Origin of the sequence: Burkholderia sp. Bp8998 (assembly GCF_003854235.1) — a bacterium.
In the GTDB taxonomy this organism is placed as follows: Bacteria; Pseudomonadota; Gammaproteobacteria; order Burkholderiales; family Burkholderiaceae; genus Burkholderia.
Window position 1 is genome coordinate 1 of sequence record NZ_QTQF01000010.1, and the last position, 14,717, is coordinate 14,717.

Here is a 14,717-nt window from a genome sequence, read left to right on the forward strand (position 1 = left end):
GCGCTCAGATGCTGGTATTTCGTCATTGCAACACCCTACCTCATCAAAGGTGTTGCACTTGAAACTAGAGTCTAAGGAGAATCCTTTGCCTAGGGTGCTATAGGTGCTTACTTCTGTCGTTTGACCAACAAATCCTATTTTTATGTTTGGTAATATGTGTTCCTGTCCGTTTTCATCGTTGGCATACACCTCAAACATCGTAATAAAAGAGTAATCATTCCAATGATCTACCTTCAGGTAGACGGTGTTTGGTTGGCCGTTTTTTGGATGCTCGCTTCTGCTGATTATATTAAACTGAATTTCCATGATTTCCTTTTTATTTTTCAATTAGTGAGATGGGGCTTTGAATCATCTATGTAATTAATATATCCCATTGCCACATCATCCTTTTTCGGACCTTCCGTAGTGAAAGGCTGCTTGTCTAATGCATTCCACGAGATTTGCTTCACTGACGGAAAATGAAGGCGTACGAAGACACGAGCAGCGATTGCTTCCTTTTAGGCAGTCTCCTTTGTCCGGCCGCAGGAACATAACCGTGATACTACGACAAGGGAGCCGGAAACTTTAGTCGACGACTGAGAACGTCTGCTGTCGGGCACTCACCGACGGTCGAATGTCTGGCGGGACCGCCCGTCAAGCATCCCGTGATGGCCGGCGGCCGGCGGCCGACGTCTGCGAGGGGCGCTTTCCGAACCTTTGGAGGTCTGATCCGGGTGGCCGCGCCCTAAATTTTGGACTACAGGCAGCGGTGGCTGCGGCGCTTCCTCGGCGGTACACTTTGCCGGTGCAACTCCGTGGTGCTGAACGCAATCGGGGACCGCCAACGCGCTTCAATCCCGCCATAATGCCGCGAGGAGCTTGCACCTTCTTCTCGCCGGCATGGATGGCAATAACGATTCGAAAGCTAATGGCTCCGTCAAAGAGCACATCCAACCCAAAAGCGGCGCGCGGGGGCAGCGCGAAACGCGCGCTCGCGACGCTGCGGTCGACGAGCGGCGCCGGGTTCGAATTCGAGGATCTGATAAGCGCCTGGCAATTGGTGAAGGCCCTGTCAGGTGAGCAGGCGCCGGGTATCGGCGGCATGGTCACGCAGGTTCAAGCCCAAGTCGCGACCTTGGGGTGGCGCATCGACGACCTTCTGCTGACAGCCCGCGCCACCACAGGGCTGCGGAGACTTGCGATCTCGGCGAAGGGCAATTTGCAGGTGACTGCGGCAGGCCTCCCCGCTGACTTCGTGACGCGCGTTTGGGAACAATGGCGTGACCCGCAGGGGCCGTTTAACCGCGCGGCCGACGGGCTGGCCTTGGCCACGCTCGGCACTAATCAGGCGTTCCTCCCGGCGTGGCGGGAAGTGAAGAATGCATGCAGCGGCACAGATATCGTGCTTGCCATGAGCCGCATCCGCAGCAACACGAGGCAGTCGGTCGTCTTCGACAGCGTCCAGAAGCCCGGCGCCGCCTCCGACGAGGAGGCCATCGAGCTCATCCGCCACCTGCACGTGCTGCCGACCGACTTGCAGTTCGCGCACTCGGAGTTCGAAGCCCAGGCCGTCGCGCAATGCCGTCGCTTGCTCGCGTCCAGTTGTGGCGATGAAGCACGGGCTCTTTGGGAGGGTTTCATCAACGTTGCGAAGGCGGTGCGCCTTCGTAGCGGGACTATCACCGTTCCGGACATGTTGTCCTTGCTCCGCGGCCGGTTCGGCCTCCGCCACCATCCGGACTTCGAGCGTGATTGGGAAACGCTCTTCAACATCACCACCGACCACAAGGCGCGAATAGAGACGGAGTTGCCGTCTGGCTATGCCGTCCCGCGGACGGCAGAGAAGGCATCGCTCCAGACAGCTGTCGCCGACCACCGAGTCACGGTGGTCTTCGGTGAGTCGGGGTCTGGCAAGTCGGCGCTAGTAAAGTCAGTGTTGGACGGCGCGTACACTTCATGGAACCAGGTGTGGTTCGGTCCGGAAATCCTGAAGACGGCGCTCAGCGCGGCGCGGCGCAGCGCCCTTCCCCTGGCGCACGAACTTTCGCAGGTACTGAGCGCCACGGTGAAGCCACAGAATGTGTTGGTCATTGACTCCGCGGAGCGCATCGAGGCCGGCGAGTTTGTCGTCATTCGCCAGTTGCTTCAAGCCATCCTGCCAAATAGCGGCGAAGAGACCGAGGGCGCGTGGCGGGTCGTCATCGTCACGCAGACACAAAGTTGGGCCGATGGCGAAGAGATGATACTCAGCGGGCGGAAAGCGCATCTCGTCGAGGTCGAGGCCCTCAAGAGCGACGCTGTTAAGCTGGCGCTTCTGGCTTCGCCGACGTTGGGGTGGTTGGCAGCGCATGACGACACCATCGCGGCGCTAACGAACATGCGGACACTGGCATGGGTCGTAAAGGCGGGTGCGGCGTTAGGGTCGAACGTCGATGGTCTGGCGTCTCATACCGCCATTGCCGACAGCCTCTGGAAGTACTGGACTAAGGGCAATGTCGCCGTGCAGGCATTGATGATGCGCCTCGCCCGGCGCGAAGCATCGTTCGAGCGCAGCTTCGCGCTGACCGACTTCGAGCCGACGGACACGGTGACATTCACGCAGCGGCCCGACGAGCTTCCGCTGCGCCTGAACGAGCGAACCAACCGCGTCGAGTTCGAGCACGATCTCGCGGCAGATTGGGCGCGCTTCCAGTTCCTGAAGCAGATCGGGACTGATACGCCGCAGTGGGCCGTCCTGGCCAAGAATCCGCTCTGGACGAACGCGCTCCGGATGCTCGGCCAGTTCCTGCTGCGACAGTCGGCCGCGAATGGCACGGCCTGGGATGTCGCCTTCGGGTCCGCTGAGGCGGCGAAGAACGAGTTGGCGGGCGATATCCTCCTTGACGCGCTCTGCTTGGATCCCGATGCGGAACGCTTCCTGACCGATCGCGTCGACCTCCTGCTCGGCAACGCAGCGAAACATTTCACGCGGCTGCTTCTGCGCTTCCACCACATCGCGACGGTGCCGACCGGCGGCGGAATGGGGTTGAGCGCGGCGATCGGCTTATACATGGAAGCGCAGTACCGCTCGATTGTCTTCGGCCGTTGGCCGCCTTTTCTCCGCTTCCTCATCGCGCAGCGGGAGCGGCTGGCAGGGGTGGTTTCGTCCGCTCTCGCGAAGGTCATCGAGACGTGGCTGACGCAGACGCCGCAGACACTGACCAGCGGCAACTGCCTTCTGGAAGAGCCCGTTCTTCCCTTTCTTCCAGCTGGCCCCGAAAACGGCGCTCACCGCGCTCATCGCGTTGGTGAATTTCTGCACGGAGCGCTGGGTCGCCGAGACCATGAGGGGGCGAACCGGCGAGGCTCCCGGGGTGACACTGCAATTTGCCGACGGGTCGCAGAAGACCTTCTCTGGCTGGTGGCAGGTGTTCGACTGGCCGCAGTCCAATGACTCGATGCGCAACGGGAACTTGTACTGCGCTCTCGATGCGCTGGAGCGCTGGCTTATGTTGCAGCTCGACGCGGGTGGGGACATCACGGCCGATGTCGAGAGGATACTCCGGGAGGGAAACTCCGCGGCGCTCGTCAGCGTGCTCCTCAACGTCGCCAAGTATCGGCCGTCGCTGCTGACTGAGCCCCTCGCAGCCCTGATTACGTTCCCAAACCTGTTCTATTGGGACAACGATCGCGTGAAACAGGTTGGCGACAACTTCATCGCGTGGAGCTGGCTGCAGGGCGGCCAGGTAATGTTCAACTTCGCGCGTGATTGGGCCCTGGCGCCCCATCGCCGGCGGAAGTTCCTTGATGTCGTTGTCGAACTCCTGTTGGCCGCCGACGACGTTGCGCGGCGTCTTCAAGCGCTGCTGCTGACCTGGGCGTTGCCTGAAGACCCGAAGGAGGCGTTGGAGTTCAAAGTTCTCTTCGCTGCGCTCGACCGGACCAATTATCAGACCGTCACCGACCCGGCGACGGGCGCGGAGACCATAGTCCTTGCGTATCCTGACGAACTCCGCAGCGAGGTGTTGTCGTGGCAGACCGACAGCGCGCCAACCGTCACGTACCTTCTTGTGCCGCATCGATGCGAGCAGAGGCTTCAGGGCGGCCAACCGCTCACCGACGATGAGGCCTGTTATCTCTTCAATCTGCTCCGAGAGTGTGACGCCGGAGCGGATGGCGAAGATGAGAACGTGAAATCGAAATGCCGTATCGCTGCAGCCGGCACGTTAGTCGCATTGGGCGGTGCTTGGCTCGCCCAGAACCCCGAAGTGCAGACGTACACGCTCGAAGTCGTGCGTGCCTGTGTGGCGGCAACCGCGTCGACAGGAGAAGAGATTCGCGGGCGGCGCATGGGGAGCCACCGCGACGAACTGAAGTTCGTCGCTTACGCGGTCATGCACCTGTGGCTTGCCGATGGAGATGGCATGCCGGAATGGGAGACCGCCGTCCTGCGCCTTCTGACGAGCGGTGACACGCAAGCGACCGCTGTTGTGGTCGGCGTCGCCTACGCCAGTCGAAAGCAGCTTGGCACAGCGTGGTGGCGGCTGCTTCGCGCCGGGCTTTTCTGGTCGGGCCTACTCCTGCTCGCTCCGCACCTCGACGATGGCGACGATGCGGAGCGCACCTGGGGGGCGTGGCTCGCGCGGTTGCGGCGCTTTCCGCTCCGTGGACCGAGCGCGACGCCGGATGAACTCGATTTCAAGCGTGTCGTCGCGGGCCGAGAACGTTTGGACTTCCAGCGCCGCATGCGGCTCTACAATGCTGGTAACCAGACTTGGCGCGGAAAGCCGGAGCGCGAACGATGCGGTTCGCTAGACGGTCATGTCCTCCAAGTCATGTTTAACTGGCTCATCGAAGGCAACGGGACTGGCGATCGGGATCTCGACACGCGCTTGGCGCTGCGCATCTGGGATTACGATGCCACGCGCGCCAAAGCGTGTGAGAAGAAGCATGGCGAGTACGATTTGCCCACCCAGAACCTCGGCTACGACATCCTTGAGAAGCTTGGAGCCCTGTCGATCGCGGCGCCCGCCGGGGAAGCGCGCGCGGTTTGGGAGCCCGTTCTGGCCCACGGTCCGGCCGCACACTACGCACTGCAGCACTTCATTCGCAGCTTGTTCCAGCGCCTCGGGAAAGGTGACGACCCGGCGTCATTCGAGTACGTCTGGCGGGCTGCGGCGGAGTATGGCCTCGCAGCCGATTGGTCTCAGCCGGGCCTCTGGTTCTACGGCGAGCGCTTGATTTGCGACTTGCTGGGCTTCGGGAACGAGGACGCTCTGTCCGGCCTGCACCCGGGCGCGGCCCTGCGGATGCAGGATCTCTACACACGATGGGCCGTTGCGCACCTGACTCGCGACGAAGAATGCGTCACTCGTTTCTGTCACTTCCTGACGACAAAATTCGGAGCTCCACTTCGGCTTGAAGGGCTTCGCTGGCTCGCCGCTGCACTGAAGGAACACGAGCCTTCCAGTCGCTGGTACCGCAAGGTTACGGGCGACGCACTGGTGGAGCTAGTGGCGACGGCATTGAGTTCCGACGCTCAGGCCCTGTCGCAACATGCTCAGGCGCGAGAGGCGCTTGTCGAGATAGCTGCCGCACTCGCAGCTATGAACATCCCAGTTGCCCTGGCGCTCCAGGAGCGCATCAAACAGCTGCGATAGCGATCGAGAACAGGCGTCACGTGGTCGGTTTCGAACTTGATACAAAGACTAGTCTGCGTAGCAGTTCGTGAGAAAATGCGGTCCGTCGAGCCTAGGGTGGCCACCCGAAAGCCGGACACCTTCACCGGCTGGCTCGGCGTTCTTCGTGAAGGTCCACGCGAAGGGTGGACATGAGAAAGTCGCGCAACCTCGGGCACGAGGAAATAGATCCCGACGAAGAGCCGGTATCCGTACCGGCAGGAATACATCCCCGGTCACGGCAAGTTCATGGTCTATCGCGTGCTGCCGTCGATCTTCACGCTTGAGCTGTGAAATGCACCGCCGCCGTCCGGGAGGGCGGTGGCGGGCATTCCTTTGCGCGGCATTTTTGGCCCGCGCGTCAAAGTTACTTTGAGCGATCCGCTCCAGACGGAACCGGGCGGGCGCTTGCCGCGAATCTTGCCGCCATCGTAACAATCCAGCCCGGTTTATCTCCAGTATCTCCAGCGTTCTCCAAATCGATTGGAGACACGCGAAGCCTTACCCCATAAGGCTTCGCGGCCGATTCAGGCGTTTATCTCCAAATCTCCAACTCGTTTTGCACTGAGCGGACAGACGTCGACCGACCGTAGCGACCGCGAAGCCAGACGGGACGCGGCTGTCCGCGATTCGAGGTGCCTCGACAACGTGTTTTCGAGGGGGGTGTCCGCGACGCGCCCCGATCGGGCATTGTTGCGCCGGCCGCAAGTGTCGGGGCGGCCGGAAAGCGGGGGACCCTGCGTCTAGGGCAAAGACGCGGGGGCTCACACCCGCGTCTTTTCTCTACTGACGGCAAACATAGGGGGGGCACATAATAATAAGGGGCCAAATCATCGGTTTGCCCCACGCCTAGGAGGTTTCCGTTTTGCTGGTGGGGGACGCACGTAAGGGGGGCATAGCCCATGCGATAGAGCGCGTAGAGCATGGTGTTGTTCGAAATGTGGCTTCGGCCTTGCACACTGTAGAACACGAATCGATGCTGGCCGTTGAGCGCGCGGAGCTGGGCGATCACGTCGAGTGCCTGCCGCGATAGCGGAACAATGTGCGGATCGCGCATCTTCATACGCTCCGGCGGCACGCGCCATTCTGCGGCAGCTTCGTCAAACTCCGACCATTCCGCACGGATCATTTCCGTTGTCCGCACGAAGGTCAACGCCATCAGGCGCAGCGCGAGACGGGTGACTAGGTCGCCTTGGTAAGCGTCGATGTCTCGCATGAGCTGCGGAATCTCCGTCGCCTTGACGCGGGCCATGTGCTGCACACCGGGACCTTTCTTCAAGACCGTCTGCGCGTCGATATCGGCTGCCGGATTCCTGGAGCATCGCCCGGTCATGATCCCGTACTGGAAGACCGCGCGAGAGCGCTGGAGGATTCGCTTCGCCGTCTCGCGCACGCCGCGCGCCTCGACCTCGCGGACGATGCTGAGCATCTGCGGCGAGTCGATCTCGGCGATCGGGCGAGGGCCGATCTTGGGGAACACGTCGACCTCAAGCGAATTCAGCACCTTCTCGGCGTAGCCGTCGCTCCAGCCCGGACGCTGCGAGTCGTACCACTCGCGCGCTACCGCTTCGAACGAGTTAGCCGCCGCGATTTCGGCTGCCCGTTTCGCGTCTTTCTTCGCCTCGCCCGGATCTACGCCGGCCGCGATCTGCTCGCGGGCCTCGTCGCGCTTCTTCCGTGCCGTCGCGAGCGTGACGGCCGGATAGACGCCGAGGGCGAGCGTCTTCTGCTTGCCAAGGAAACGGTAAGACAAGCGCCAGTACTTCGCGCCGTTCGGTTGGACGAGCAAGAACATCCCGTTGCCGTCCGTGAGTTTGTACGGGGCCGCGCTGGCCTTCGCGTTCCGTATCTGTATGTCAGTGAGAGGCATTGTTGGTATCTGTGTTGTTGGTATCTGCTGATACCAACAAAAATACCAACACTTTCTCCGGCTGTCACTGAGCAACGTTGGGTAACGATGGGCGCGAGATGGCCGCCAGACGGGCTTGAACGGGGAGTTTCTTGTGAATCTTGGGGATGGTTTGGGGCTTGGCTGGTCCCCCCGACAGGAATCGAACCTGTATCTAGCGCTTAGGAGGCGCTTGTTCTATCCATTGAACTACGGGGAGCGGATAGTTTGAGCGGGATGGATAGAACCTTGTGAATCAGGCTCTTAGCCGTGTCCCGTTTGCCGTCTTGGAACTTCTGTCGTTCCGCATATAACGCGAAATGACTGGCGGCGAAGCACAGTTTAACGCCCCGTTTGCAACAAATCGGCTTTGTAGCAGCGTACGTGAATGACGCATCGCTACAACTGGCAAACGGGGTATGGCATGGCTTCGATCCCCCAAGATCGGCGAATGCTGGCGGGCTCAGGTCCGCCAGCGGGGACAGAGTATACCAAAGACGTTTCGAACCAAGGGCGCGACGTGTGAGATCGAGGATAGTCTCGACGAAGGTCGGGGCGTTGTTGGCGAGCGGGGTATCACGGTCGGCGAGCTTGTCAGCTGATATCGAAACACTTGGAATGATTTCCGTCTCGCCGAGCGACCGGAGGGATCCCGCGCTGCGGCCTTTTCCGCCCTTCCTCAAGCCTGCCAGCGCGCGATATCGTGTTTGCTCGGATCCTCCGGTGATACAGTGCCTCGGCCACGCGAGGTCGTGGAGTATGAGCAGCGCTTTGAGAGGGCGACGATGGCAAACGAAAATATGCGATTAAGCGAGGCCGGGTGGGCTGCGTTGCGGACGCGGGAACAAGCGATCATGGCCTATTACAACGATCAGGCAAACAACTGCACCTTCGGCGTAGGCACGCTTGCACACACGGGGCCATGCACCCCCGAAGAGCTGCGCCGTCCGGTTACCGCCGCGCAGGTCAATGCGCAGCTCGCCACGGGCGTGAGCCGAGCCTCAAGTGCGTAGAACAGTCACACAGCGAGAGTTGACGCAGGCGCAGTTCGATGAGTTGGTGAGCTACACCTGCAACGCGGGCAATAGCGGTGCCTTGGATGCACCGCGCTCCGCAAACCAGAATAACGATGCCGGCGTCGTGTCGCACATGAATCAGCGCGTCTACATCCATCCGCGTGACGCGCATGGACGTCGCCTTCGCGCAGTTCGGTCGAACGGGCTCGTCAATCGGCGCCGACTGGAGACCACCCCCATTCCAGACGCAGAGGCCGCGATGAGGAAATATTGTTTCTTGTTGCTCGTGACGGTGTCGGCGACCACATGGGCTGGCCAGACGCCTGTCGATGAGATCGCGGCGCGTAGCGGCTTGCCGGCGAGCGAGGTTGGCGCCCTGTTGGGCAATTGTGATGCGAGCCAGACCAGCATGAATTTCTGCGCATGGCGCGATCAGCTCGTCGCCGAGCGCGAGTTGCAGCAGGCCATTGACACGCAGATCGCCACGCATCCGGAGCGCAGGGTCGCGCTTGAGGCTCGGATCGCGAAGTGGGGGAAGGCCCGCGATGCGTCGTGCGAGAAATCGGCGCGCAAGGAGTGGGGTGATGGCTCGATGCGACCGGCAGCTCAGGCAACTTGTGCGGCAGCGGTGACGAAGAAGATGACGAAAAAACTCGCCGCCAGCGCGAATCGCAAACCGTCATGAGCGAAGGAAGGCCCCGCTTCGACGAGGCCTTTCCTTGGGCTACATTCCGGGACATTTGGTCGTTGTGTGGCTGCCTACCGGCAACTGAGGCAGGCTAACAGCAACCGTTACGATGTGTGCGGCGCGTCAGGGTGGTCACGAAGCGCTCGCCGATCGACGTGTCCTTCACGGCGATCGCATACTTCGTCAAGGGCGGCGTGCCCGATGCTTCCCTGCGGCAACTCGAACGCATCGTGCCGCAGTGTTTCAGCTGATCAACCGTGTTCGGAAATCAGAAATCCACGACGACGAAATCGTCCTTGCCCACGTCGCACAGCGGGCAGCGCCAGTCGGCGGGGATGTCGACGAAACGGGTGCCGGCGGGGATGCCCTCGTCGGGCAGGCCTTCCGCTTCGTTGTAGACCCACCCGCAAATCAGGCAGACCCAGCTCTGGTATTCGGTTACTTCGCTCATGTGGCGCTCGGGATGATGAAAGTCGGCGATGCCGTCCGCGGCGCGGCCGGCGGACGAAAGGCGCAATAGTACCGGAATTTCGCCGAATACCTGCGCAACGTCGTTTTAAACGTGCGCATCGCGAACAACGACCGTCATCACGCGTGTCGGGCATGCAGTGTATCCTTCGTGAGCCTTTCAATCTGAAGGAGAAAAACGATGCTCAACAAGAAGTGGATTGCAGGTGCGGTTTGTGTCGCGGCACTGGCCGTGTCGACGCTCGCGCGTGCCGAGGCGCGTGTGTTCTTCGTCGAGCCGAAGGACGGCGCGACCGTATCGAGCCCCGTGCATGTGAAGTTCGGTCTCGAAGGCGTGGCACTCAAGCCGGCCGGCGACATGACGCCGGACACGGGCCACCATCATCTGCTGATCGATGGCAAGCCGGTGCCGAAAGGCGATGTGATCCCCGCCACCGACCATTCGCTGCACTTCGGCAAGGGCCAGACCGAAACCGACGTGAAGCTGCCGCCCGGACAGCACACGCTGACGATGCAGCTCGGCGACGGCGCGCACCGGTCGTACGGTCCCGCGCTGAACTCGACGATCACGGTCAACGTGAAGTAATTGCGTGTTCCGCTTGCGGGCGCCCGGCCGGGAAGCGACGGCCGGATGCCCGCCGCCGGCCCCGCGTGACGTCGATGCGCGCGCTGCCGGCCCCGTCCGCCGAGCGCGCGCCGTCATGTCGCCGCGGCACCAACGCAGCACAAAATGAATCGCCCGCCGGCCTAGTCCGTCCGGCCATCCCGGCGCAGGCGTCCGCCACCGGTACAATGGGCGCTTCCGATTTCTCTCTTCGCCGTCTCCCCATGTCGCTTTATTCCATTACCGGCGCGCAACTCGCGTTCGGTCACGTCGCGTTGCTCGATCACGCGGATTTCTCGCTGGAGGCCGGCGAGCGCGTCGGTCTGATCGGTCGCAACGGCGCGGGCAAGTCGTCGCTGCTGAAGATCGTCGCCGGGCTGGCGAAGCCCGATGACGGGCTGATCACGCGTCAGCAGGAGCTCGTGACCGTCTACGTGCCGCAGGAGCCCGAATTCGAACCCGGCGCGACGGTGTTCGACGCCGTGGCATCGGGGCTCACGCATACGCGCGAAGTGCTCGAAGAATACGATTCGATTGCGCACCGCCTCGCGGAAACACCGGAAGGCGCCGAGCACGACGCGCTGCTCGCGCGAATGAACGCGTTGCAGTCGTCGCTCGATGCGCACGACGCATGGAACTGGCGCACGCGCGTGTCGATGACGCTCGCGCAGATCGGCCTGACGGACGGCGACGCGCAGGTCGACGCATTGTCGGGCGGGATGCAGAAGCGCGTCGCGCTGGCGCGTGCGCTCGTGCTGCAGCCCGACGTGCTGCTGCTCGACGAACCGACCAACCATCTCGACTTCGACGGCATCCGCTGGCTGGAAGAGCTGCTGGTCGCGCAGCGTGCGGGCCTCTTGTTCATCACCCACGATCGCGCGTTCCTCGACCGCGTCGCGACGCGCATCGTCGAGCTCGATCGCGGCCGGCTGCTGTCGTATCCGGGCAATTTCTCCGCGTACCAGACGCGCAAGGCGCAGCAGCTCGAAGTCGAGCGCGTGGAAAACGAGAAGTTCGACAAGCTGCTCGCGCAGGAAGAGGTGTGGATTCGCAAGGGCGTCGAGGCGCGCCGCACGCGCAGCGTCGGCCGCATCGCGCGGCTCGTGCAGATGCGCAACGAGCGCGCGGAGCGCCGCAATTCGCAGGGCAACGTGAAGCTCGACGTCGCGCAGGGCGAGAAGTCGGGCAAGATCGTCGCGGAACTGACGGACGTGACGAAGCGCTACGGCGACCGCACGGTCGTCGACACCTTCTCGACGACGGTGATGCGCGGCGACAAGATCGGTTTCGTCGGCCCGAACGGTGCCGGCAAGACCACGCTGCTCAAGCTGATCCTCGGCCAGCTGAAGCCCGACACGGGCACGGTGCGCACCGGCACGAACCTGCAGGTCGCGTATTTCGACCAGATGCGCGCGCAGCTCGACCAGGAAAAGAGCCTGGCCGACACGATCAGCCCCGGTAGCGAATGGGTCGAGATCGGCGGCGTGCGCAAGCATGTGATGAGCTATCTCGGCGACTTCCTGTTCGCGCCGGAGCGCGCACGCTCGCCGGTGAAGTCGCTGTCGGGCGGCGAGCGCAACCGGCTGCTGCTCGCGCGCCTGTTCGCGCGCCCGGCCAACGTGCTGGTGCTCGACGAACCGACCAACGACCTCGACATCCCGACGCTCGAACTGCTCGAAGAGTTGCTGGCCGACTACGACGGCACCGTGCTGCTCGTCAGCCACGATCGCGCGTTCCTCGACAACGTGGTCACGTCGGTGATCGCGGCCGAGGGCGACGGCAAGTGGCGCGAATACGTCGGCGGCTTCACCGACTGGCAGATTCAGAGCGAGCGTTCGCAGCAGCTCGCGCAGCAGGAAGCGGCGAAGCGCGCGGTGAAGGACGCGGCACCGCTCAAGGAAGACGTGGCGAAAAGCGCGGCCGGCCGCAACGCGCAGCGCACGGTGAAGCTGTCGTTCAACGAGCAGCGCGAACTCGATGCGCTGCCGGAGAAGATCGCGGCGCTGGAGGAAGAACAGAAGACGATCAATGCGCAGCTCGAGGACGGCTCGATCTTCGCGAAGGATCCGCAGGAAGGCACGCGCCTGACCGAACGGTTCGCGGCGATCGACGACGAGCTCCTCGCCGCGCTCGAGCGGTGGGAGACGCTCGAGGCGAAGCGCAAGCCGGTCTGACGCACCGCGCGCCGCGTGAGCGATCTTGCGACGGCGCGCCACGCGGAACCAGTAAAATACCGCGCGTCCCGGACTGCGCAGCGCACGCCGCGCGCCCGCTTTCGGAGCAGTCCAAGCACACCGTTGTTTCGATTCGCTTTTTTACGGAACTCAACGTTTTGTCCACGACGTTATCCACACGAGGTGTGGACAACGTCCCGATGAATGACGAAATTCAGCGCCTATGTCAACGAAGAAGCCCAGCGCGGCCTATAGCGAAGCATCGATCAAGGTGCTCAAGGGTCTCGAGCCGGTCAAGCAGCGGCCCGGCATGTACACCCGTACCGAAAATCCGCTGCACATCATTCAGGAAGTCATCGACAACGCGTCCGACGAGGCGCTCGGCGGCTACGGCAAGCAGATTACGGTCACGCTGCACGCCGACCAGTCGGTGTCGGTCGAGGACGACGGTCGCGGCATCCCGTTCGGGATGCACCCCGAAGAGGGCGTGCCGGTCGTCGAGATCGTGTTCACGCGCCTGCACGCAGGCGGCAAGTTCGACAAGGCCGCCGGCGGCGCATATACGTTCTCGGGCGGCCTGCACGGCGTCGGCGTGTCGGTGACGAACGCGCTCGCGACGCGTCTCGACGTGACGGTCTGGCGCGACGGCAAGATTGCCGAGCTCGGCTTCGCCGACGGCGATGTCGTGAAGCCGCTCGCGACGCAAGGCGCGGGCCGCGGCGAAAAGAAGTCCGGCACGCGTGTGCAGGTGTGGCCGAATCCGAAGTACTTCGATTCGCCGAACCTGCCGCTCGGCGAGCTGCAGCGTCTGCTGCGCTCGAAGGCCGTGCTGCTGCCGGGCGTCGAGGTCGTGCTCGTCAACGAGAAGACCGGCGAGCGCCAGGCGTGGAAGTACGAGGACGGCCTGCGCGGCTACCTGCTCGACGAGATGAACGGCAGCGAGCTGCTGATCCCGCTGTTCGAGGGCGAGCGCTTCGCCGATGCGCGTTCGACCGACGAAACCTTCGCCGAAGGGGAAGGCGCGTCGTGGGTCGTCGCATGGAGCGAGGAAGGCTCGCTCGTGCGCGAGTCGTACGTAAACCTGATCCCGACGCCGGCCGGCGGCACGCACGAGTCGGGCCTGCGCGACGGTCTCTACCAGGCGGTGAAGAGCTTCGTCGAACTGCACAACCTGCAGCCGAAGGGTGTGAAGCTGCTCGCGGAAGACGTGTTCGCGCGCGTGTCGTTCGTGCTGTCCGCGAAGGTGCTCGATCCGCAGTTCCAGGGGCAGATCAAGGAGCGGCTGAACAGCCGCGACGCAGTGAAGCTCGTGTCGTCGTTCTCGCGTCCGGCGCTCGAACTGTGGCTCAACCAGCACGTCGAGCACGGCAAGAAGCTCGCCGAACTCGTGATCAAGCAGGCGCAGGCGCGCACGCGCGCGGGTCAGAAGGTCGAGAAGCGCAAGAGCTCGGGCGTCGCGGTGCTGCCCGGCAAGCTGACCGATTGCGAGACGGAAGATATCGCGCGCAACGAACTGTTCCTCGTCGAGGGCGACTCGGCGGGCGGTTCCGCGAAGATGGGCCGCGACAAGGAATACCAGGCGATCCTGCCGCTGCGCGGCAAGGTGCTGAACACGTGGGAAACCGAGCGCGATCGTCTGTTCGCGAACAACGAGGTGCACGACATCTCGGTCGCGATCGGCGTCGATCCGCACAGCCCGGACGACACCGTCGACCTGTCGAACCTGCGCTACGGCAAGATCTGCATCCTGTCGGACGCGGACGTCGACGGCTCGCACATCCAGGTGCTGCTGCTCACGCTGTTCTTCAAGCATTTCCCGCAGCTGATCGAGCGCGGTCACGTGCATGTCGCGCGGCCGCCGCTGTTCCGCGTCGATGCGCCCGCGCGCGGCAAGAAGCCCGCGCAGAAGCTCTATGCGCTCGACGAAGGCGAACTCGAGGCGACCCTCGACAAGCTGCGCAAGGACGGCGTGCGCGAAACGCAGTGGAGCATCAGCCGCTTCAAGGGCCTGGGCGAAATGAGTGCCGAGCAGCTGTGGGACACGACGATGAACCCCGACACGCGCCGCCTGATGCCGGTGAAGCTCGGCGAGCTCGACTACGAGGCGACCGTCGAGCGCATGACGATGCTGATGGGCAAGGGCGAGGCAGCCGCACGGCGCGGCTGGCTCGAGGAAAAGGGCAACGACGTCGAAGCGGACATCTAAGCGGGGAACCCGCGCGGCCGGGCATGACGCCCGGCCC

At 63.0% G+C, this 14,717-nt stretch carries 8 protein-coding genes, 1 tRNA gene and 3 pseudogenes; 8 read left to right on the plus strand and 4 right to left on the minus strand.

What is annotated here, in order from left to right; all coding sequences use genetic code 11:
- A pseudogene (locus DIE06_RS38660) lies at positions 1-306 on the minus strand (hypothetical protein); the annotation flags it as partial.
- Between the two features lie 601 nt (positions 307-907).
- Between DIE06_RS38660 and DIE06_RS12590 the strand changes: the two are divergent.
- Positions 908-3,412: a hypothetical protein gene (locus DIE06_RS12590; protein WP_124661712.1), complete on the plus strand. Its 2,505-nt coding sequence runs from the start codon at positions 908-910 to the stop codon at positions 3,410-3,412.
- Positions 3,333-5,618: a hypothetical protein gene (locus DIE06_RS38665; protein WP_221624050.1), complete on the plus strand. Its 2,286-nt coding sequence runs from the start codon at positions 3,333-3,335 to the stop codon at positions 5,616-5,618. Before DIE06_RS12590 ends, DIE06_RS38665 begins: the two co-directional genes overlap by 80 nt.
- Before the next feature lie 913 nt (positions 5,619-6,531).
- On the opposite strand, the pseudogene DIE06_RS12605 reads toward DIE06_RS38665, so the two are convergent.
- A pseudogene (locus DIE06_RS12605) lies at positions 6,532-7,506 on the minus strand (tyrosine-type recombinase/integrase); the annotation flags it as partial.
- Positions 7,507-7,669: 163 nt separating this feature from the next.
- Positions 7,670-7,744: transfer RNA gene (locus tag DIE06_RS12610), tRNA-Arg, on the minus strand.
- Positions 7,745-8,309: 565 nt separating this feature from the next.
- Here DIE06_RS12610 and DIE06_RS12620 point away from each other — a divergent pair.
- The 3 genes and pseudogenes from DIE06_RS12620 to DIE06_RS38985 form a co-directional block, all read left to right on the plus strand.
- Positions 8,310-8,778, plus strand: a pseudogene (locus tag DIE06_RS12620) (glycoside hydrolase family protein); the annotation flags it as partial.
- Between the two features lie 21 nt (positions 8,779-8,799).
- On the plus strand, positions 8,800-9,225 hold the full coding sequence (locus DIE06_RS12625; RefSeq protein WP_124661829.1) for a lysozyme inhibitor LprI family protein: 426 nt from the start codon (positions 8,800-8,802) through the stop codon (positions 9,223-9,225).
- A gap of 131 nt (positions 9,226-9,356) precedes the next feature.
- On the plus strand, positions 9,357-9,479 hold the full coding sequence (locus DIE06_RS38985; protein WP_260433611.1) for a hypothetical protein: 123 nt from the start codon (positions 9,357-9,359) through the stop codon (positions 9,477-9,479).
- 17 nt (positions 9,480-9,496) lie between these two features.
- On the opposite strand, the gene DIE06_RS12630 is transcribed toward DIE06_RS38985, so the two are convergent.
- Positions 9,497-9,679, minus strand: coding sequence for a rubredoxin (locus DIE06_RS12630; protein ID WP_124661714.1), 183 nt, complete (start codon positions 9,677-9,679; stop codon positions 9,497-9,499).
- Between the two features lie 198 nt (positions 9,680-9,877).
- Here DIE06_RS12630 and DIE06_RS12635 point away from each other — a divergent pair, with 198 nt between their 5' ends.
- From DIE06_RS12635 to DIE06_RS12650, 3 genes are all read left to right on the plus strand, one after another.
- Complete coding sequence (locus tag DIE06_RS12635) at positions 9,878-10,282, plus strand: DUF4399 domain-containing protein (RefSeq protein WP_124661715.1); 405 nt, start codon at positions 9,878-9,880, stop codon at positions 10,280-10,282.
- A 206-nt stretch (positions 10,283-10,488) separates the two neighbouring features.
- The gene (locus DIE06_RS12645) at positions 10,489-12,474 is read left to right on the plus strand and encodes an ATP-binding cassette domain-containing protein (protein WP_185733399.1); all 1,986 of its coding nucleotides are present in this window, start codon (positions 10,489-10,491) and stop codon (positions 12,472-12,474) included.
- Positions 12,475-12,697: 223 nt separating this feature from the next.
- Positions 12,698-14,680, plus strand: a complete 1,983-nt coding sequence (locus tag DIE06_RS12650) for a DNA topoisomerase IV subunit B (protein ID WP_124661717.1) — start codon at positions 12,698-12,700, stop codon at positions 14,678-14,680.
- The last annotated feature ends 37 nt before the right edge of the window (positions 14,681-14,717 follow it).

What these genes read in the sequence shown, in the direction of transcription:
- DIE06_RS12650 (WP_124661717.1), top strand. Translation starts at nt 12,698, where the DNA reads ATGTCAACGAAGAAGCCCAGCGCGGCCTATAGCGAAGCATCGATCAAG.
- DIE06_RS12635 (WP_124661715.1), top strand. Translation starts at nt 9,878, where the DNA reads ATGCTCAACAAGAAGTGGATTGCAGGTGCGGTTTGTGTCGCGGCACTG.
- DIE06_RS12625 (WP_124661829.1), top strand. Translation starts at nt 8,800, where the DNA reads ATGAGGAAATATTGTTTCTTGTTGCTCGTGACGGTGTCGGCGACCACA.
- DIE06_RS12590 (WP_124661712.1), top strand. Translation starts at nt 908, where the DNA reads ATGGCTCCGTCAAAGAGCACATCCAACCCAAAAGCGGCGCGCGGGGGC.
- DIE06_RS12630 (WP_124661714.1), bottom strand. Translation starts at nt 9,679, where the DNA reads ATGAGCGAAGTAACCGAATACCAGAGCTGGGTCTGCCTGATTTGCGGG.
- DIE06_RS12645 (WP_185733399.1), top strand. Translation starts at nt 10,489, where the DNA reads ATGGGCGCTTCCGATTTCTCTCTTCGCCGTCTCCCCATGTCGCTTTAT.